We start from the raw sequence: 17,889 nt of genomic DNA, 5'->3' as shown, positions 1-17,889 counted from the left end.
CACCCCGCCTCGCTGTCGAGGCTCTGAAAGGACCGCACATGACAACGGCGTCGACCCCCCAGCCTGCAGCCGACCCACGCCTCGACGAACCCGAGGAGGCCCTCGCCTTCTTCGAAGAGGCCGCCGGCAATGAAGACCCGCCCACCCCGATCAAGGGCGTTCGCCGCCTGATGGGCTGGATCATCCCCGCGAACCTCGGCATCTTCCTCATCTGGGGCGCCGTTCCCGGCATCCTGTTGCCCGCCCAGATCGCCGCGCAGTTCGGCGAGGCCGACAAGATCGCGAATCTCGCCATCGTGATGACGATCGGCGCGTTCTTCTCGATGCTCGCCCAGCCGATCGCCGGCCAGATCTCCGACCGCACGCGCTCGCGATTCGGCCGTCGCGCCCCGTGGATCTTCATGGGTGCGCTCGCGGGTGGCCTCGCCCTCGTCGGCCTCGCCTTCGCGGACAGCCTCGTCGGCGTCGTCATCGCCTGGACCCTCGTGCAGATCACCTACAACTTCGCGCAGGGCCCACTCAGTGCGGTCATGCCCGACCGGGTGCCGGTCAAACGTCGCGGCACGTTCGCGACGCTCTCGGGCATCGGCCTCATGGTGGGGGCGCTCGGCGGCCAGATCGTCGGATCGATGTTCTACGGCAGCATCGCCGCCGGCTACGTGACCTTCGCGGTGTTCTCCCTCCTCATGCTGTCGCTGTTCATCGTCTTCAACCCCGACTACTCCTCGAAGGATCTCGAGCCGGAGCCCTTCAAGTTCGGCGACTTCCTCCGGACCTTCTGGGTCAGCCCGATCAAGCACCCCGACTTCTTCTGGGCGTTCACCGGCCGGCTGCTGCTCTACACGGGCTACTTCGCCGTCACCGGGTACCAGCTCTACCTGCTCACCGACTACTTCGGCGTCGAGCGGCCGCAGGACGTCATCCCGATGCTCGGCCTCATCAGCCTCGCCGGCATCCTCATTGCGACCATCGTCTCAGGCCCGCTCTCCGACAAGCTCGGTCGCCGCAAGATCTTCGTCTTCGTCTCCTCGGCCGTCACCGGCCTGGCGTTCCTGCTGCCGTGGGTCTGGCCCGACCTCACCGCGTGGATGATCATGACCTTCATCTCCGGCCTCGGGTTCGGCATGTTCCAGGCCGTCGACACCGCGCTCATGAGCGAGGTGCTGCCGTCCGCGAAGTCCTTCGCGAAGGACCTCGGGGTCGTGAACATCGCGGCGACCCTGCCGCAGACCCTCGCGCCGGGCGTCGCCGGTGCGATCGTGCTCGCGTTCGGCTTCGAGGGCCTCTTCCCCGTCGCGATCGTGCTCTCGATCCTCGGCGCCTTCGCCGTCTGGCCGATCAAGGCGGTGAAGTGATGTCGGATGCCGCCGCCCCTTCGGCCTCGGCCGTCGTGACGCCGCCCGTGGCGGGTGAGCCCGGGGCATCCGCTGCTCGTCGGCCTCGCTCGTTGCTCGTGACCGGCCTCGTCGGCATGGCGCTCTTCGCAGCCTTCGGCCTCGCCGTGGCCGCGAACCCCGAGAGCCCGTTCACGCAGGGCATCGACGACGCGTGGCGCGCCCTCGCCGGACTCGAGCCGGGCACGGGCGGAGAGACCTGGGCCCTGCCGATGCTGTTCCAGCACCTCGGGCAGATCCCGGGTGCGGTGCTGACGCTGCTGCTCATCCCGATCTGGCTCTTCGTGATCCGCCGCTGGCGGTCGGCGCTGTTCTTCCTCGCCGCCGAGCTCGTGGGCAACTTCGGCGTGTCGCAGCTCACCAAGAACCTCGTCGATCGGCCCCGCCCGGCCGACGACCTCGCGAACGGCCTCTACGGGCCGCTGTTCGAGGTCGACCACGGCTCGTTCCCCTCTGGACATGCCGTGAGCACCGGCATCCTGCTCGTCGCGGTCGCCGCCCTGTTCCCGCCCGCGAAGCGACTCGTGTGGTGGATCATCGGCGCGTTGCTCGTGGTCGGCATGATCTGGCAGCGCACGCTGATCAACGCGCACTGGTTCTCGGACGCGCTCTTCGGCATCATCGGCGGAGCCTCGGCGACGCTCATCCTGTGGTGGGCCTTCGCGACCCTGCTGCAGAAGGACTACGGAAAACCACTCTTCCGGCGGAGTATCGAAGCACCGGCTACAGAAGGAGCATCATGACGGACACCCTGAACACCACCGGCACCGCCCTCGGCCTCGACGCCCCCGCCGCCGACATCGTGGCGGAGCTCACGCTCGAGGAGAAGGCGTCGCTCACGAGCGGCGCGAGCTTCTGGACGACGCAGGGCATCGAGCGCGCCGGCATCCCCGCGATCGTGCTCACCGATGGCCCGCACGGCGTGCGCCTGCAGAAGGGCAGCGCCGACCACCTCGGCATCGGCGACAGCGTGCCGGCCACGTGCTTCCCGCCGGCCGTCGCCCTCGGTTCGACCTTCGACCCCGAGCTGCTCGAGCGTGTCGGAACGGCCCTCGGCGAGGAGGCGCGCGCCGAAGGTGTCGGCGTGCTGCTCGGCCCGGGCGTCAACATCAAGCGCTCGCCCCTGTGCGGCCGCAACTTCGAGTACCTCTCCGAGGACCCGATCGTCTCGGGCGTGCTCGGCGCCGCCCTCGTGAACGGCCTGCAGTCGCAGGGCGTCGGCGGTTCGCTCAAGCACTTCGCGGCGAACAACCAGGAGCACGAGCGCATGAGCTCGTCGAGCGACGTCGACCCGCGGCCGCTGCGCGAGATCTACCTGCGCGGCTTCCAGCGTGTCGTCGAAGATGCGCAGCCGTGGACCGTCATGTGCTCGTACAACCGCCTGAACGGCGTCTATACGAGCGAAGACCCGTGGCTGCTGAACACGGTGCTCCGCGACGACTGGGGCTTCGAGGGTCTCGTCGTCAGCGACTGGGGAGCCGTCAACGACCGCGTCGTCGGCCTGCCCGCCGGCCTCGACCTCGAGATGCCGTCGTCCGACGGCCGCTCCGCGGCTGCACTCCTCGCGGCCGTCGCCGACGGCTCGCTCGACGAGTCGGCCCTCGACCTCGGCGCACGCCGCGTCGTCGAGCTCGTGCAGAAGGCCGTCGCCGGAGCCCGCTCTTCGGCAGGCTCGGTCGACGCCGCCTACGACGTCGACGCGCACCACGCCCTCGCTCGCGAGGCCGCGGGCCGCGGCGCCGTGCTGTTGAAGAACGACGACGCGATCCTGCCGCTCGACGCCGCGACCTCGGTCGCCGTCATCGGCGCGTTCGCCGAGAAGCCGCGCTACCAGGGCGCCGGCTCTTCGCTCATCAACCCGACGAAGCTCGACAACGCGCTCGACGCGATCACCGAGTACGCGGGTCAGGCGAACGTCGCGTTCGCCGCCGGCTTCACGACCGACGGTTCCGACGGCGCCGCCCTCGTCGCCCCCGCCGTCGAGCTCGCCTCGTCGAAGGACGTCGTCGTGCTGTTCCTCGGCCTGCCGGGTTCGTACGAGTCCGAGGGCTTCGACCGCGACGACCTGCACCTGCCGGCGGAGCAGCTCGCGCTGCTCGAGGCCGTCGTCGCGGCGAACCCGCGCACGGTCGTCGTGCTCGCCAACGGCGGCGTCGTCGAACTGCCGTTCGCCGATGACGTGCCCGCGATCCTCGAGGGCTGGCTCGGCGGCCAGGCCGGCGGCTCCGCCATCGCCGACGTGCTCTACGGCGCCGTGAACCCCTCGGGTCGTCTCGCGGAGACCATCCCGCTGAAGCTGTCGGACACCCCCGCGTACCTGAACTTCCCGGGCGACTTCGGCCACGTGCGCTACGGCGAGGGCCTCTTCGTGGGCTACCGCTGGTACGACGCCCGCGACGCCGAGGTGCGCTACCCGTTCGGCCACGGCCTGTCGTACACGACCTTCGGCTACTCCGACCTGTCGGTGGCAGCGGATGCATCAGGCATCACGGTGCGCGTCACGGTGACGAACACCGGCGACCGCGCCGGTCGCGAGGTCGTGCAGGTCTACACGGGCCTCGCCGCCTCGGGCGTGCAGCGCGCCCCGCGCGAGATCAAGGCCTTCGCCAACGTCGCCCTCGAGGCCGGCGAATCGCGCCAGGTCGAGATCGCCGTTCGGGGCGAGGACCTCGCGTACTGGGACATCCGCGTCGACCGCTGGATCGTCGAGCCCGGCGCCTACAGCGTCGAGGTCGGCGCGTCGAGCCGCGACATCCGTCTGAGCGCCGTCGTCGAGGTCGAGGGCGAGCAGGTGCGAATCCCGCTCTCGCTCGAGTCGTCGATCGCCGAGCTCGCGGCCGACCCGATCGCCGGGCCGATCGTCATGCAGGCGATGGGCTCGTTCGCGTCGGGCATGGCCGATACCGACATCTTCGACGAGGGCGGGCTCGACAAGATGATGGCGTCGTTCCCGATCGGCAAGCTCGCGGGCTTCCCGGGCGTTCCGGTGACGCCCGAGCAGATCCAGCAGCTGATCGACCTCTCGAACTCGCAGCAGGCGTAGTCGACCGCAGCGGAACCGAACGGCCGTCCCTCACGAGGGGCGGCCGTTCGCCGTCACCGCGCGCTCGGGGTGGTCGTCGTCGTGATGGGCAATCGCACAGACACGGCGGCGAGGATGGTCCGATGACCGTGATCGCGCCGCCCGAGCCCGCCGCCGGCGGCCCCGCGAGGCCTCAGCCGGCCCGACGCCGTCGGGTGGGACTCGCCCGGTTCACGGCGCTGCTCGGTGCCGCCCTCGCACTCGTGCTCATGTTCCATGCCCTCGTACCGGATGTCGCGGGCCTCGGCCTCATCGTCGACACGGCGCTCCCGTGGCTCGGGCTCGTCGTGCCGCTGCTCCTCGTCGGCGCGTTCGTCGCGCGAAGCCGTGCCGCGATCGCCACGGTCGTGCTTGCCGCTGTCGTCTGGTGCCTCGTGTTCGTGCCGTCGGTCGTCCCGCTCTCGTGGACGGCCGCTTCGGCGACGGACTCGCAGCTCACGGTGGCGAGCCAGAACGTCGAGGCCGGCTCCGGCACGGCCGCCGACTCCGCCGCGGCGCTGGCGGCCACCGGCGCCGACGTGGTCGCGCTGCAGGAGATGGACGCCGAGTCGCGCGAGGCGGCCGGCTCGGTGCTCGACGAGGTCTACCCGCATCGCTACGGCGTCGGCACGGTCGGCGTCTGGAGCGTGTTCCCGATCGAGAACGCCCAGATGCTCGATCTCGGCCTCGGCTGGAAGCGCGGGCTCGCCGCCGACCTCGGGACGCCGAGCGGGCCGGTGAGCATCTACGTCGTGCACGCGGCATCCGCTCGGCCTGCGGCGAGTGGCGAACGCGACGTCATGCTCGCGAACCTCGGCGAGCACCTGGCGCGCGATGAGAACGCCCGCGTCGTCGCGATCGGCGACTTCAACGCGGGCTCGTCGGACCGGGCGCTCGGCGAGATCACCGCGCAACTCGCGGAGGCGAACCAGACGGGCGGCGGCTTCGGCTTCACCTGGCCGGCCGTCGCTCCCGTCGTTCGCCTCGACCACGTGTTCCAGCGCGGCATGGAGGTCGTCTCGAACACGACGACGCAGGTCGGCGGCGGCGACCACCTCGCGGTCGTCGCGACACTGAACCTCGAGTAGTCAGCGGGCGTCGCCCGATGCGCCGGATGCGTCGGACGCCCCGGGCTCGCCGGCGAAGGCGCGTGCCGACGCGAGCCCTGCGTCGAGCGAATCCCCGATGCGCGGCGTCGCGGGGAACACCCGGTCGCGTCCGATCGCGTCGATCGCCCCGGTCGTCTCGAGCTGGTTCATCACGCGGGGGCTGAGCCCGACGAGGACGAGCGTCCCTCCGGCGGCGCGCAGCTGCTCGGCGTAGCGCGTGACGACGCGGATGAAGGTCGCGCCGAGCTCGTCGGTGCCGCGGAGGCGAAGCACCACGGCGGCGCGCTCGCAGCGATCGGGCACCTCGGGAAGCTGCGCGGCGAAGATGGGCGCCGCGGCGAAGAACAGGCTGCCGTACGGCACGAGCACGACGATCTCACCCGCCTCGACGCGGTTCGGCGGTTCGGTCTCGATGGGGTGCGGACTCGACGCGTCGTAGACCCAGCGGCGCACGACGACGCGGTTCGACTGCCGGGCGACGTGCAGCACGACCGCGAGGCCGACGCCCACGAGCACCGCGTACTGCAGCGGCACGATGAGGGTGAGCACGAAGGTGACGCCGAGCACGCTCGCCTGGATGCGCCCCGTGCGCCACACCATCGCGAGGTCGCGCGGCTTGAAGGTGCGCACGCCGACGAGGATGAGGAGCGCGGCGAGGGCGGGCATCGCGACCTGCGAGATCACACCGCCGAGCGCGAGGATGCCGATCACCATCACGACCGCGGTGAACACGTTCGCCAGCGCGCTCTTCGCGCCGGCCGCGCGGACGATCGCGGTCGCCGACATCGAGCCGCCCACCGGCAGGCCCTGGAAGAGTCCGCTCGCGAGGTTGGCGACGCCCTGGCCGCGGAAGTCCGCAGACGGGTCGGGGTAGCGGCCGTCGGGGTTCGGCGTGGCCCCGGAGATCGCGGCCCCCTGCACGAGGCCGACGAGTGCCAGGGACAGCGCCGGGATGAGGAGTTCGGCGGTCAGCGCGAAGTCAGGCAGGGCCGGCATCGGCACGGCGTTCGGCACCTCGGTGATGTCGCCGACGATCGCCACGCCGCCGAACCAGGGGATGAGGGTCAGTGCTGACGCAGCGGCGACCGCGACGACGAGCGAGAGCGGTCCGAGGAAGGTGCGCTCCAGCACGAGGATGAGTGCCGCGGTGACCACGCCGAGCAGGAGGCTCTGCCAGTGGATCGAGGGGAGGTGCAGCAGGATGTCGAGGCTGCGCATGATCCGGTTCGGGCCCTCGCCCTCGTAGCCGGTGAGGTTCGAGAGCTGGCCGAGCACGATGTTCACGGCCACGGCGTTGACGAATCCGACGAGCACCGCCGTCGGGATGAAGCGCACGAGCGAGCCGAGGCGTGCTAGCCCGAGGCCGAGCATGATGATGCCGGTGAGCAGGGCGAGCGTCGCGACCGCGACCCCCTGGCGGTCGGAGTCGACGACCGCGGGCACGTCGGCGATCATGACCGACATCGCGCCGGTCGCCTGCACCGACATGAAGACCGACCCGGTCGCGAGGGCGCCGCCGAGCGTGCCGAAGAGGTAGCCGTAGAGCCCGTAGACCGGATTCACCCCGGCGAGGACGCCCGATGCGAGACCGTCGGGGATGCTCTCGATGCCGAGCACGAGACCGGCGCGGGCGTCGGCGAGCACCGTGCGGCGCGTGCCGAAGCGCGCGAAGTAGCGGCGTATCGGTGCGGGCAGGCCCCGCTTGCCGGCGTCGGGCGCGGTCTCGCCAGCACCATCGGACATGCGACCCCCTGCGCTCATCGATTCCCCGCGCTCATCATAGGGTGGGCGCTCGCGCGGGCTCACTCGGTGGGCACGGACGCGGTCGAGATGACGCGAGTTGTCGCCATCGAGTTCGTGAAGCGACGACACGCGTCATCTCGGCGTGACTCGTGCGCCTACGAGCACGCCCTGATGGACTGGAGCGGAATCGCGCACCGGGTTGGGGGATTCTCCCGATGCCGCGCTTGGGCGCGATCCGTACCGTCGCTTCCATGGATCTCGCCGTATTCGCCGGCGTCGTCTCGACCGGCCTCTTCGCCATGAGCTACGTGCCCATGCTGGCGAAGGCCGTGCGCACGAAGGACCTCGCGTCGTACAGCCTCGGCAACCTCGCGATCACGAACGTCGGCAATGCGGTGTACTCCGCGTACGTGTTCAGCCTGCCGTTCGGTCCGATCTGGTTCCTGCACTCCTTCTACGTCGTCTCCTCCCTGCTCATGCTCGTCTGGTTCCTCCGATCCCGTGCTGCACTCGCTCGGACGCGATCCGCAACCCCTTGTCGCGGCCCCCGCGCCTCGCGTAGACCGGAACGTGTCCGCGTCAGCCGCGCGGGCGGAGAGGAGGAACGCGACGATGGCGATCCGACTGAATGAGACGGCGCTGCGCCACGCGCGATCGCTCGTGCGCGACGGCGACGTGGTGCGCGACGAACGCGATGCCTGGAGCGAGGACGCCCCCACGGCCGACGAGGAGAACGCGTTCATCGAACGCGAGGGGTGGACCGAGTTCCGCCACTGGCACCTCGGCATCGACGACGAGGCCGACGAGGAGACGAAGGAGGCGTATTCGTTCCCGTATGGCGACTTCCGCAAGGTGCACCGCTGCGGTGTGATCTCGCTCGAGAGTCGCGCCGGCCAGTACGACCACGACGAGATCCGCGACGCAGCCAACCGGCTCCTGAGCCTGATCGACGAGGGCTGATCGATGGCCGCAGCCACGCGAGCCGAGCGCGCCACGGCGAAGCGCGCGATCGCGCAGTCGAAGCGGGCGGAGTCCGAGGTGCGACGTCTCGCGAAGGAGCTGCCCAAGGGCACCCAGCGGGCATGGCTCGAACGGGCCGTCGCCGAGGCGAGGGCCGCCCGGAGAGCCGCCGAGGCCGAACGCCGGGCCGACCCGCGCCGCGCAGCACGACGCGCGGACTCCGCAGTCGCCGGGCTCGAGCGCGCCACCCGCATCAGCGGTCTGCGCCGTGGAGACAAGCAGCCGCCGTTGGCGGGGCTGCTGGACGCCGACGAGCGGGCCGAGGCCAGGGCGAGACTGATCAAGCGGCGTCGCGCACAGGCGAAGCAGGCGCAGAAGATGGCCAAGACGGTGGCGCGGGGAACGATCGTCGCCGCTGTGACGACGCCGACCGACGACGAACGACGACAGGACCGGCGGCAGGACAGGCGGCAGGCGGCGAACCGCCGACGAGCGCACGGCTCGTCGGCGGCCGGCCGCGCTACTTCTTGACGGTCGCGGGCTTCGCGGCAGTCGCCGACTTGGCGGCGGCGGACTTCGTGGTCGACTTCGCCGCCGAACCGGCGGCACGGGGCGCGCGCACCGTCTTCGGCTTCGCAGCAACGGCCTGCTCCGCGGCATCCGTCATCGGCTTCGGCAGCGCCGTGAAGCGCGACAGCTGCGTGACGTGCTGCGGGCCGAGCTCGTCGAGCGTCGACACCTCGAGCAGCTTCATCGTGCGGGCGATCTGCGTCGAGAGGATCGAGATCGTCTTGTCGACGCCCTCGCGTCCGCCGGCCATGAGGCCGTAGAGGTAGGCGCGGCCGATGAGGGTGAAGCGGGCGCCGAGGGCGACGGATGCCACGATGTCGGCGCCCGACATGATGCCGGTGTCGAGGTGCACCTCCATGTCGGAGCCGACCTCGCGCACGACATGCGGCAGGAGGTGGAAGGGGATCGGCGCGCGGTCGAGCTGGCGGCCGCCGTGGTTGGAGAGCACGATGCCGTCGACGCCCTTGCCGGCGAGGATCTGCGCGTCCTGCACGGTCTGCACGCCCTTGACGACGATCTTGCCGGGCCACATGGCGCGGATCGTCTCGAGGTCCTCGAACGAGATGGTGGGGTCGAACATGCCGTCGATGAGCTCGCCGACGGTGCCGCCGGTCGAGGAGAGCGAGGCGAACTCGAGCTTCGGGGTGGTGAGGAAGTTGATCCACCACTCGGGGCGGGGGATCGCGTTGACGACGGTCGCGGGGGTGAGCTGCGGCGGGATCGAGAAGCCGTTGCGCGTGTCGCGCAGGCGAGCACCGGCGACCGGGGTGTCGACCGTGAAGAAGAGGGTGTCGAAGCCCGCGGCGGCCGCGCGGCGCACGAGCTCGTAGGACTTCTCGCGGTCGCGCATCACGTAGAGCTGGAACCAGTTGCGACCGTTCGGGTTCGCGGCCTTCACGTCTTCGATCGAGGTCGTGCCCATGGTCGAGAGGGTGAACGGGATGCCGGCCGCACCCGCCGCGCCTGCGCCCGCGGTCTCGCCCTCGGTCTGCATCATGCGCGTGAAGCCCGTGGGCGCGATGCCGAACGGCATGGCGGTCGGCCCGCCGAGCACCTCGCGGCTCATGTCCACCACGGGCACGTTGCGCAGGATCGCCGGGTGGAACTCGATGTCCTCGAACGCCTGGCGCGCGCGGGCGAGCGAGATCTCGCCTTCGGCGGCGCCCTCGGTGTAGTCGAACGGCGCCTTCGGCGTGCGGCGCTTCGCGATGTCGCGGAGGTCGGAGATCGTCAGCGCCTTGTCGAGGCGGCGCTGCTTGGCATTCAGCGTCGGCGCCTTGAAGCGCATGAGCTCGGCGAGCTCCTTGGGGTTCGGGAACTGGCGCTGGACCATTGGCGTGCTGCTCTCTCTCGTCACTTCAGGCGGTCGGGGTGTCGACGAACGTCTCGGCGTAGTAGCCCGAGATGTGGTCGTGGGTTCGGGTGCGGGCGGTGGCGGCATCCGCTCGCTGGATGGCCTCGACGATGCCGCGGTGCTCACCTCGCAGGCGAGCGGATGTCGCGTGCCAGTCGGCGATCGCGGCGACGCCCTCGAGGGCGTACCCCTCGATGCCGCTGCGGAGGCCTGCCATCGTCGCGGTGATCACCTGGTTGCCGGAGGCTTCGGCGAGGGCGAGGTGGAAGGCGGCGTCGAGGGCGAGGAACTCGGTGGGCGTGAGGCCCGGGGAGTCCATCGCGTCGAGCAGGAGCTCGGCGGGCGCGAGGTCGGGCGCGGCCCCCGCGGGTGCCGTGGCCTCGGCGAGGTCGCCGGCGACCGAGCTCTCGAGGATGAGGCGCGTGCGCACGATGTCGGCGACGGGGAAGCCGCTCGCGGCGACCTGCAGGCGCATGAGGGCCGACATGCCGCCGCCGGGCGTCGCGATGATGATGGCGCCCGACGTCGGGCCCGAGCCCGCCGAGGTTCGGATGAGTCCGAGCACCTCGAGCACGCGGAGGGCCTCGCGGACGCTCGAGCGGCCGACGCCGAGTTCGGCGGAGAGGGCGCGCTCGCCGGGCAGGCGATCGCCGGGGCGCAGGGCGCCCTCGAGCAATTGCGTCTCGACGTGCTCGAGCACGATTCGCCAGGCGCGCGGTGCATCGGATGTCTCAGCGCCCATGCCGATCGTCCTCTCCGCGTGCCTGTGGTCTGACCACAGTAGCATGTGTGGTCAGACCACAGGTCGGGTCGAGTTCGGCGCGGACGCGCTACGGCACGATGATCGCGCGCCCGCGCAGCGTGCCGTCGTGCAGGCGTCGGTAGGCCTCGGGCGCCTCGTCGATCGGGAACACCTCGGTCTCGACCTTCACGAGTCCGGCGCGGGCGAGGTCGAACACCTCGAACAGCTCGGCGCGGGATCCCCAGTAGGGCGCTCGCACGGTCGAGTCGTAGGGTGCGCCGAGCATGCCGACCGGCAGCATCCCGGCGCCGACCCCGACGATCACGTGGTCGCTCTCGACGCCGGCCACGCTGCGGCCGAGATCGATGGTGGGCTGGATGGCGACGAAGTCGAACACCGCGGTCACGGGGCGTCCGCCCGTGGCCTCGCGGATCCGCTCTGCGGCGTCGGCATCGGAGGCGAAGGCGTGGTGAGCCCCGACCTCGCGGGCGAGCGCGAGCTTCTCCTCGCCGAGGTCGAGTGCGATGACCGTCGACGGGGTGATCGCCCGCAGGATCTGGATCGCGACGTGACCGAGCCCGCCGGCGCCGATCACGACGGCGGTCGAGCCGGGCACGAGCTTCGGCAGCGACATCTTGATCGCGTGGTACGGCGTGAGCCCCGCGTCGGTGAGTGCGACGTTCTGCACGGGGTCGAGGTCGCCGAGCGACAGCAGGTGCCGATCGCTCCGCACGATCATGTACTCGGCCATCGCCCCGGGCGCTCCGAGGCCGGGAGGAGCGATGCCGAGCTCGGCGGCGCGCTCGCAGTAGTTCTCCTTGCCCTGAGCGCACTGGTAGCAGCGCCCGCAGCCCTGGGGCCCGTAGACCGCGACCGAGTCGCCGATCGCGACGCCCGTGACGCCGTCGCCGAGCTTGTCGACGATGCCGGTGCCCTCATGACCGAGCGTGAGCGGCAGGCCGTAAGTGTACTGCTCCTCGGTCAGGCCCATCACGAAGCTGTCGGAGTGGCAGGCACCGGCGGCGGTCACCTTCAACCGCACCTCGCCCGGTCCGGGCTCCGGAACCTCGATCTCGACGACCTCCGGTGATCCGCCGATGGTCCGATACTGCACCGCCTTCATGGCACCCTCCCGTTCGACTCCGGCGTCCAGTACGCCGGACACCCCCAGTCTTCTCCCCGGGCCTGAACGGTGTCGGTGAACGGCAGTGAGCGGATGCCGCGGGGTCAGTCCTTCGTCGGTCGGAGCCGCACCCGGCCGCGGCCGGTCTCGTCGAGCTCGACCACGCCGCCACGCGACTTCAAGAACTCGGTGAACGAGGCGAAGCCGAGGCGGCGCTCCTGGAAGCTCGGATCCATGCGCATCATCTGGTTCTTCACCGTGCTCGACGACTGCCACTCCTCGTCGTTCTTCGCGTGGAGCAATTCAAGCGCCTTGAGCAGCAGGCGGCTGGGGTTGCGGGGGCTGCCGCCGGCGGGTTCGTCGGCCGGCGCGTGGTCGGTCGGTGCGACGAACTGCAGGGCCCGGGCCGACGCGCGCTTCGCGGGCGGTTCGGGCGCCTCGTTCGTCTCGGGCTTCTCGACTGCCGACGTGCCCGCCGCCTCCGCGACGGACTTCGACGTGGCGCGGCGCCGTCGGTTCGGCGCGGGGGCCGCCTCCGCGACCTGCTCCGTCGGCGCGTCGGTCGCGGCCGGTTCGGTCGCCTCGGGTGCCGCGGACTTCGCCCGCGACCGGCGGCCCGTCGCCGGTGGGGCGGCAGGTGCCTCTGGGGCTGCGTGCGCCGCGGCATCCGCTGCCTCGTCTTCGGCGACCGCGGCATCCGTCGCGAGCAGGGTGTCGTAGTCGGCGTACTCGTCGCAGGCCGCCGTGAGCGCACGGCTCGTGCCGCCCGCGACGCCGATGCCGACGACGTAGCGGCCGAGGCGTTTCGCCTTCTGCGCGAGGGCGACGTAGTCGGAGTCGCCCGCGACGATCACGATGTGGGTGAGGTCGTCGATGCGGAACATGTCTTCCACGGCGTCGACCGCGAGGCGGATGTCGGCGCCGTTCTTCGTCGCCGAGAGTGGGAAGAGCTGCACGAGGTCGACGGCTCGGTCGATGAGCTGGCCGCGGTAGCTCGCGTTCACGGGCGTCGACCAGTCGGCGTAGGCGCGGGCGATCGCGATCGTGCCGAACGTCGCGGCGAAGTCGAGCACGGCGTCGACGTCGACCGTCGCCTCGGCGAGCTTCTTCGCCGTCTCCGATCCGGCGGCGGGTGCCTTGCTCGTCGAGGTGTCCTTGCGGTACGCGCTGACCCTGCGCGAGCCAGGATCGCCGTGCAGTTGGTCGTAGCGCGAGATGACGATGTTGTCGAAATCGAAGTACAGGGCCACGCGGGGTTCTGCCGAGATGGGCATGAAGACCTTCCATCGGGGGTGTGCCTTCGATGCTACGCCCGCGGGCTGTGCGCGACCCGAAGGCACCCCCGGGACGGCGTCAGGCGGATGCCGCGGCGAGTTCGCTCGCGGCCCGGACCCCCGCGGCGTCGAGCACGCCGAGGAACGCCTTCATCCACCTGCCGTTGTCGGGCCAGGCGCGCGACGTGACGAGGTTGCCGTCGATCACGCCGCCGCCGTTCTCGAAGGACGCGCCGACGACCTCGAGGTCGATCGCCAGCTCGGGGTAGATCGACGAGGTGCGTCCGGCGAGCACCCCGGCCGCCGCGAGCAGCAGGGGTCCGTGACAGGTGGCCGCCACCGGGGCATCCGTCGCGAAGAAGTGACGCACGATGCGCTTCGCGTCCTCGTTGTTGCGCAGGTACTCGGGCGCGCGGCCGCCGGGGATGACGATCGCGGCGTAGTCGGACGGGTCGACGTCGGCGAGCGCGACATCCGCGGGCCAGGTGTGGCCGAGCTTCTCGGTGTACGTGTCGAAGCCGTCGACGAAGTCGTGCACGACGAACTGCAGCTTGCGAACCTCGGGCGCGCCGATGTGCACCTCGAATCCCTCCTCCTTCAGGCGCTCGTAGGGGTAGAGCACCTCGAGCGTCTCTGCGGCGTCGCCGGTGATGATGAGGATCTTGGTCATGAGGGGTACCTCCGGGGTGTGTACTTCGCTGTACGGATGCCGCGGGTCGGCGACTCGGGCGGGCCGCCGCGTCTGCGTCGACGGGCTGAGTCTGCGCCCGCCGATCCGCCGGTGTCACACCTCGTTCGCACTATGTGCGAAACGCCCCTGGATCCGCCGCGCTCGCCGCGGCCGGCCCGTATCGCGGGCCCCGGGCCCGGCGTAGCATCGGGGCATGAGCGCAGAGGAGCGTCATGGCGGCGCGGGCATCCAGTCGGCCGAGCGCGTCCTGCGTATCCTCGAGCTCGTCGGCGCGGCGCCCACCGGCCTGACCGCCGCCGAGATCGCCCAGCGGCTCGGCCTCGGGCAGTCGACGACCTACCGCCTGCTCGCGACGCTGCACCGCCAGGACTACCTCGCGCGCCAGTCGGGGGAGCACCGCTACATCCTCGGCCGCACGGTCGACCAGCTCGGCCGCGCACTGCAGTACCAGCTCGTCGCGACCGACCCGGTGCGACAGGTGTTGCGCGCGATGCACGACGCGGTCGGCGCACCCGCGTACCTCACGGTCTTCCGGGGCGACGACATCGCCGTGGCGCACATCGAGGACTCGGCGGCGCACCCCCGCATCGGGCAGCTGCACGTGGGCTTCTCCGAGGCGTCGCACGCGACCGCGTTCGGCAAGCTCATGCTGGCCTCCCGCGACGATGCAGGGGTCGCCCGGTTCCTCGAACGGCACTCGCCGACGCGCCTCACCGCGTCGAGCATCACGGACGCCGCGGCGCTGAACGACCAGCTCGACGAGATCCGAGCCCAGCAGCTCGCCGTCGAGATCGAGGAGTACCTGCCGAAGCTCGCGTGCATCGCGGCGCCGGTGCGATCGGCTGCGGGCCGCACCGTCGGCGCGGTCTCGGTCTCGGTGCAGGCGAAGGACTTCGCCGCCCGGTCGACGCAGCTCGAGCGTGCGGTGCGCCGCGGCGCGTGGCAGGTCTCGGCACGGCTCTCCGGCTGAGTCCCGCGTCGCATGCGGTGATCTCGCAAATCCGGGAACACCCGCCGACTCGGTGCGGTTGGCTTCGGATGTCGGTCGCAGGCGTTCGCCCACCAGCGAGTCCCGGACCGCCGCCCACCCACCGTCCGACCCTTCCGAGGAGCCCGCATGACCGAACCCGCCCAGACCGCCGACCGCGTCCGCATCGGCGCTTCCGACCTCGAGATCGCGCCCCTGTCGCTCGGCACGAACGTCTTCGGCTGGACCGCCGACCGCGACGCGACGTTCGCCGTGCTCGACGCGTTCACAGCCGGCGGCGGGAACTTCCTCGACACGGCCGACGGGTACTCGGCCTGGGTGCCCGGGAACGCGGGTGGTGACAGCGAGCGCCTCATCGGCGAGTGGATCGCGTCACGCGATGCGCGCGATGACGTCGTCATCGCCACCAAGGTGAGCACGCACCCCGAGTTCACGGGTCTCTCGGCCGCGAACATCCATGCGGCGGCGGATGCCTCGCTCCAGCGCCTCGGCACCGATGTGATCGACCTCTACTACGCCCACTTCGACGATGCCGACGTGACGCTCGAGGAGACCGTGGGGGCCTTCTCTGCGCTCGTGGACGCTGGCAAGGTGCGTGCGATCGGCATCTCGAACTACACGCCCGAGCGCATCGACGAGTGGTTCCGGGTGACCGAGGCGAACGGACTGCACCGCGCGGTCGCCCTGCAGCCGCACTACAACCTCGTCGAGCGGCATTTCGAGTCCAACGGCCTGCGCGAGCGCGCCGAACGCGAGGGGCTCGCGGTCTTCCCCTACTTCTCGCTCGCGAAGGGCTTCCTCGCCGGCAAGTACCGCACCGCGGCGGATGTCACCGCCGAGGGCGCGAGCGTTCGCGCCGGTGGCGCGGCGCCCTACCTCGGCGAACGCGGTACCCGAGTGCTCTCGGTGCTCGACGAGGTCGCGGCGGCCCACGGGGCATCCGTCGCTTCCGTGTCGCTCGCGTGGCTCCGTCGGCAGCCGACCGTCGTCGCCCCTATCGCCAGCGCGCGCACCGTCGAGCAGTTGGGCGACCTCCTCGCGTCGATCCAGCTCGAACTGACCGATGAGGAGCTCGCGGCACTCGCCCGCGCCTCGGCCTGAGGCGGTCGGGCAGCGGCATCCGCCGCGGTCGCGGCGACACGGCCGGTGAAGTGCAGCGTTCGCGGCGCTCCGGACCGTCGTCGTGGAATGATGCGGTGACGTCGCTCGATCGCGACGGCGGACGGGGGTCGGCGTGCACGCTCGCTGGTGGAAGCTCGACCCGGGCGGCGCCCTCGTCGGTCTGCTCATCGCCGCGCTGTCGATGACCCCGTCGCTGCTGCCGCGCCCGGCGCTCTTCCAGGGGATCATCACCGCGTTCGCGTTCCTCATCGGCTACGGCGTCGGAGTCGGCGTGTGGTGGCTGGTGCGCCGCTTCGTGCGCTGGCGTCCGACGCCCGAACACCGCCGCATCGCGTGGTGGGTGTATCTCGGTGTCGCCGTGGTGCTCGCGATCGTGCTGGCATTCGCCTCGGTCGGGTGGCAGAACGAGGTTCGCCGAACGGTCGAGCTGCCGGAGATCGACGGCTTCGACGGCCTGCTGTTCGTCGTCGGATTCGTGCCGGTCGTGTTCATCGGCATCGCCCTCGCCCGTGCCGAGCGACGACTCGGCACGCGGTTGTCAGCCCGATTCGGGCGCGGCTGGGGCGTGACCGCCGCGGTGGCGATCGTCGTCGCCTCGACCGTCGTCCTCGTCTCGGTCGTGATGTTCGGCCTCGACCGGCTCTACCTCGCGAACAACGGCCCTGCGGCCCCGTGGGTCACCGAGCCGATGAGCGCCTTCCGGTCGGCGGGGCCCGATTCCGAGGTCGAATGGGATCTCGTGGGTCGGCACGGCACCGCTTTCCTCGGAGGCGGTCCGAAGGCCGCCGACATCGAGGAACTCACCGGCGAGCCGGCGCTCGAGCCCGTGCGCGTCTACGTCGGGCAGGCGAACGCGCCGACCGTCGAGGAACGTGCCGCAATTGCGGTGCGCGAACTGGAGCGCACCGGCGCGTTCGATCGCGACGTGCTCGTCGTCGCCACGACGACCGGCTCCGGGTGGCTGGAGCCTCAGGCCGTCGACGCCGTCGAGTACCTTCACGGCGGCGACACCGCGATCGTGTCGATGCAGTACGCGTACACGCCGAGCTGGGTGTCGTTCGTCTTCGACCCCGATGCGCCGGTCGCGTCATCCGTCGCCCTGTTCCAGGCCGTTCGAGCGAAGTGGGAGACCCTGCCCGAAGCGAGTCGCCCGCAGCTCGTGGTCTACGGTCTGAGCCTCGGCGCGCATGGGACGCAGGAGGCGTTCGACGGGCTGGACGACCTGCGTGCGAACGCCGAAGGCGCGCTCCTCGTCGGCAGCCCGAACGGTGCCACGATGTGGCGGGAACTCACCGAGGGGCGCGACGCCGGCAGTCCGCAGTGGCAGCCCGTCGTCGACGGCGGCCGCGAGGTGCGCTGGCTCTCGGTACCCGGTGACTTCCACGCACTCGGACCCGATTGGGAGGCGCCGCGCGTCGCGTACCTGCAGCACGCGAACGATCCCGTCACCTGGCTCGGGCTCGAGCTGATCTGGGCGGAGCCGGACTGGCTGACCCCCGAGGAGCGTGCCGACGAGGTCAGCGACTCGATGCGCTGGATCCCCGCCGTGACCGCGTTGCAGGTCGTCATCGACATGTTCATGGGCGAGAGCGTGCCCGCCAGCCACGGACACAACTACGGCGATGTGGTGCTCGACGGCTGGCAGGCGGTCACCGGCGACGGCGACCTCGACGCGCCCGCGATGGCGCGCATCCAGGGCGTGCTCGAGGGGTATGCGGAGGTGCAGCCCGTCGGCAGCGTCAGCGAATAGTCGCGGAC

16 protein-coding genes are annotated in these 17,889 nt (G+C 71.0%); 10 read left to right on the top strand and 6 right to left on the bottom strand.

Annotated elements, in window-relative coordinates:
* The first annotated feature begins 38 nt into the window (after nt 1-38).
* From ESP57_RS09405 to ESP57_RS09390, 4 genes are all read left to right on the top strand, one after another.
* Nucleotides 39-1,355: an MFS transporter gene (locus ESP57_RS09405; RefSeq protein ID WP_115959144.1), complete on the top strand. Its 1,317-nt coding sequence runs from the start codon at nt 39-41 to the stop codon at nt 1,353-1,355.
* Nucleotides 1,355-2,137 carry a phosphatase PAP2 family protein gene (locus tag ESP57_RS09400; RefSeq protein WP_129231336.1) on the top strand — a complete coding sequence of 261 codons (783 nt, stop codon included), beginning with the start codon at nt 1,355-1,357 and terminating at the stop codon, nt 2,135-2,137. Before ESP57_RS09405 ends, ESP57_RS09400 begins: the two co-directional genes overlap by 1 nt.
* Complete coding sequence (locus ESP57_RS09395) at nt 2,134-4,437, top strand: glycoside hydrolase family 3 C-terminal domain-containing protein (protein WP_129231335.1); 2,304 nt, start codon at nt 2,134-2,136, stop codon at nt 4,435-4,437. The genes ESP57_RS09400 and ESP57_RS09395 overlap by 4 nt, the downstream gene beginning before the upstream one ends.
* Before the next feature lie 122 nt (nt 4,438-4,559).
* Nucleotides 4,560-5,543, top strand: coding sequence for an endonuclease/exonuclease/phosphatase family protein (locus ESP57_RS09390; protein ID WP_129231334.1), 984 nt, complete (start codon nt 4,560-4,562; stop codon nt 5,541-5,543).
* On the opposite strand, the gene ESP57_RS09385 is transcribed toward ESP57_RS09390, so the two are convergent.
* The gene (locus ESP57_RS09385) at nt 5,544-7,307 is read right to left on the bottom strand and encodes a SulP family inorganic anion transporter (RefSeq protein WP_129231333.1); all 1,764 of its coding nucleotides are present in this window, start codon (nt 7,305-7,307) and stop codon (nt 5,544-5,546) included.
* A 251-nt stretch (nt 7,308-7,558) separates the two neighbouring features.
* On the opposite strand from ESP57_RS09385, the gene ESP57_RS09380 reads away from it, so the two are divergent.
* The 3 genes from ESP57_RS09380 to ESP57_RS09370 are packed head-to-tail and all read left to right on the top strand — an operon-like array spanning nt 7,559 to nt 8,798.
* Nucleotides 7,559-7,939, top strand: a complete 381-nt coding sequence (locus ESP57_RS09380) for a hypothetical protein (RefSeq protein WP_199470624.1) — start codon at nt 7,559-7,561, stop codon at nt 7,937-7,939.
* Nucleotides 7,920-8,267 (top strand): hypothetical protein, encoded by a 348-nt coding sequence (locus ESP57_RS09375; RefSeq protein ID WP_056006368.1) that lies wholly within the window; start codon nt 7,920-7,922, stop codon nt 8,265-8,267. The genes ESP57_RS09380 and ESP57_RS09375 overlap by 20 nt, the downstream gene beginning before the upstream one ends.
* 3 nt (nt 8,268-8,270) lie before the next feature.
* Nucleotides 8,271-8,798, top strand: coding sequence for a hypothetical protein (locus ESP57_RS09370; protein WP_056006365.1), 528 nt, complete (start codon nt 8,271-8,273; stop codon nt 8,796-8,798).
* Here the strand turns inward: ESP57_RS09370 and ESP57_RS09365 are convergent.
* The 5 genes from ESP57_RS09365 to ESP57_RS09345 all read right to left on the bottom strand — a co-directional run bounded on the left by ESP57_RS09365 (nt 8,788) and on the right by ESP57_RS09345 (nt 14,000).
* Nucleotides 8,788-10,170: an alpha-hydroxy acid oxidase gene (locus tag ESP57_RS09365; RefSeq protein WP_056006362.1), complete on the bottom strand. Its 1,383-nt coding sequence runs from the start codon at nt 10,168-10,170 to the stop codon at nt 8,788-8,790. The two genes, ESP57_RS09370 and ESP57_RS09365, sit on opposite strands and share 11 nt — an antisense overlap.
* Before the next feature lie 25 nt (nt 10,171-10,195).
* Nucleotides 10,196-10,933, bottom strand: coding sequence for a FadR/GntR family transcriptional regulator (locus tag ESP57_RS09360; protein WP_115959128.1), 738 nt, complete (start codon nt 10,931-10,933; stop codon nt 10,196-10,198).
* Nucleotides 10,934-11,021: 88 nt separating this feature from the next.
* Complete coding sequence (locus ESP57_RS09355) at nt 11,022-12,056, bottom strand: NAD(P)-dependent alcohol dehydrogenase (protein ID WP_129231666.1); 1,035 nt, start codon at nt 12,054-12,056, stop codon at nt 11,022-11,024.
* 104 nt (nt 12,057-12,160) lie between these two features.
* Nucleotides 12,161-13,330 (bottom strand): NYN domain-containing protein, encoded by a 1,170-nt coding sequence (locus ESP57_RS09350; protein ID WP_129231332.1) that lies wholly within the window; start codon nt 13,328-13,330, stop codon nt 12,161-12,163.
* Nucleotides 13,331-13,409: 79 nt separating this feature from the next.
* On the bottom strand, nt 13,410-14,000 hold the full coding sequence (locus tag ESP57_RS09345) for a DJ-1/PfpI family protein (RefSeq protein WP_129231331.1): 591 nt from the start codon (nt 13,998-14,000) through the stop codon (nt 13,410-13,412).
* Between the two features lie 214 nt (nt 14,001-14,214).
* Here ESP57_RS09345 and ESP57_RS09340 point away from each other — a divergent pair, with 214 nt between their 5' ends.
* From ESP57_RS09340 to ESP57_RS09330, 3 genes are all read left to right on the top strand, one after another.
* A complete protein-coding gene (locus ESP57_RS09340; RefSeq protein ID WP_129231330.1) occupies nt 14,215-14,991 on the top strand; it encodes an IclR family transcriptional regulator in 777 nt (258 codons plus the stop codon).
* Between the two features lie 147 nt (nt 14,992-15,138).
* On the top strand, nt 15,139-16,110 hold the full coding sequence (locus tag ESP57_RS09335; RefSeq protein WP_129231329.1) for an aldo/keto reductase: 972 nt from the start codon (nt 15,139-15,141) through the stop codon (nt 16,108-16,110).
* Between the two features lie 133 nt (nt 16,111-16,243).
* A complete protein-coding gene (locus ESP57_RS09330; protein ID WP_129231328.1) occupies nt 16,244-17,881 on the top strand; it encodes an alpha/beta hydrolase in 1,638 nt (545 codons plus the stop codon).
* The last annotated feature ends 8 nt before the right edge of the window (nt 17,882-17,889 follow it).

It is taken from the genome of Agromyces fucosus (assembly GCF_004134865.1).
In the GTDB taxonomy this organism is placed as follows: Bacteria; Actinomycetota; Actinomycetes; order Actinomycetales; family Microbacteriaceae; genus Agromyces; species Agromyces fucosus.
This window is presented reverse-complemented; position numbering and strand designations above follow the sequence as displayed.

Coding starts and splice junctions, on each gene's coding strand:
- ESP57_RS09405 (WP_115959144.1), top strand. CDS start 39: ATGACAACGGCGTCGACCCCCCAGCCTGCAGCCGACCCACGCCTCGAC.
- ESP57_RS09400 (WP_129231336.1), top strand. CDS start 1,355: ATGTCGGATGCCGCCGCCCCTTCGGCCTCGGCCGTCGTGACGCCGCCC.
- ESP57_RS09395 (WP_129231335.1), top strand. CDS start 2,134: ATGACGGACACCCTGAACACCACCGGCACCGCCCTCGGCCTCGACGCC.
- ESP57_RS09390 (WP_129231334.1), top strand. CDS start 4,560: ATGACCGTGATCGCGCCGCCCGAGCCCGCCGCCGGCGGCCCCGCGAGG.
- ESP57_RS09385 (WP_129231333.1), bottom strand. CDS start 7,307: ATGTCCGATGGTGCTGGCGAGACCGCGCCCGACGCCGGCAAGCGGGGC.
- ESP57_RS09380 (WP_199470624.1), top strand. CDS start 7,559: ATGGATCTCGCCGTATTCGCCGGCGTCGTCTCGACCGGCCTCTTCGCC.
- ESP57_RS09375 (WP_056006368.1), top strand. CDS start 7,920: ATGGCGATCCGACTGAATGAGACGGCGCTGCGCCACGCGCGATCGCTC.
- ESP57_RS09370 (WP_056006365.1), top strand. CDS start 8,271: ATGGCCGCAGCCACGCGAGCCGAGCGCGCCACGGCGAAGCGCGCGATC.
- ESP57_RS09365 (WP_056006362.1), bottom strand. CDS start 10,170: ATGGTCCAGCGCCAGTTCCCGAACCCCAAGGAGCTCGCCGAGCTCATG.
- ESP57_RS09360 (WP_115959128.1), bottom strand. CDS start 10,933: ATGGGCGCTGAGACATCCGATGCACCGCGCGCCTGGCGAATCGTGCTC.
- ESP57_RS09355 (WP_129231666.1), bottom strand. CDS start 12,056: ATGAAGGCGGTGCAGTATCGGACCATCGGCGGATCACCGGAGGTCGTC.
- ESP57_RS09350 (WP_129231332.1), bottom strand. CDS start 13,330: ATGCCCATCTCGGCAGAACCCCGCGTGGCCCTGTACTTCGATTTCGAC.
- ESP57_RS09345 (WP_129231331.1), bottom strand. CDS start 14,000: ATGACCAAGATCCTCATCATCACCGGCGACGCCGCAGAGACGCTCGAG.
- ESP57_RS09340 (WP_129231330.1), top strand. CDS start 14,215: ATGAGCGCAGAGGAGCGTCATGGCGGCGCGGGCATCCAGTCGGCCGAG.
- ESP57_RS09335 (WP_129231329.1), top strand. CDS start 15,139: ATGACCGAACCCGCCCAGACCGCCGACCGCGTCCGCATCGGCGCTTCC.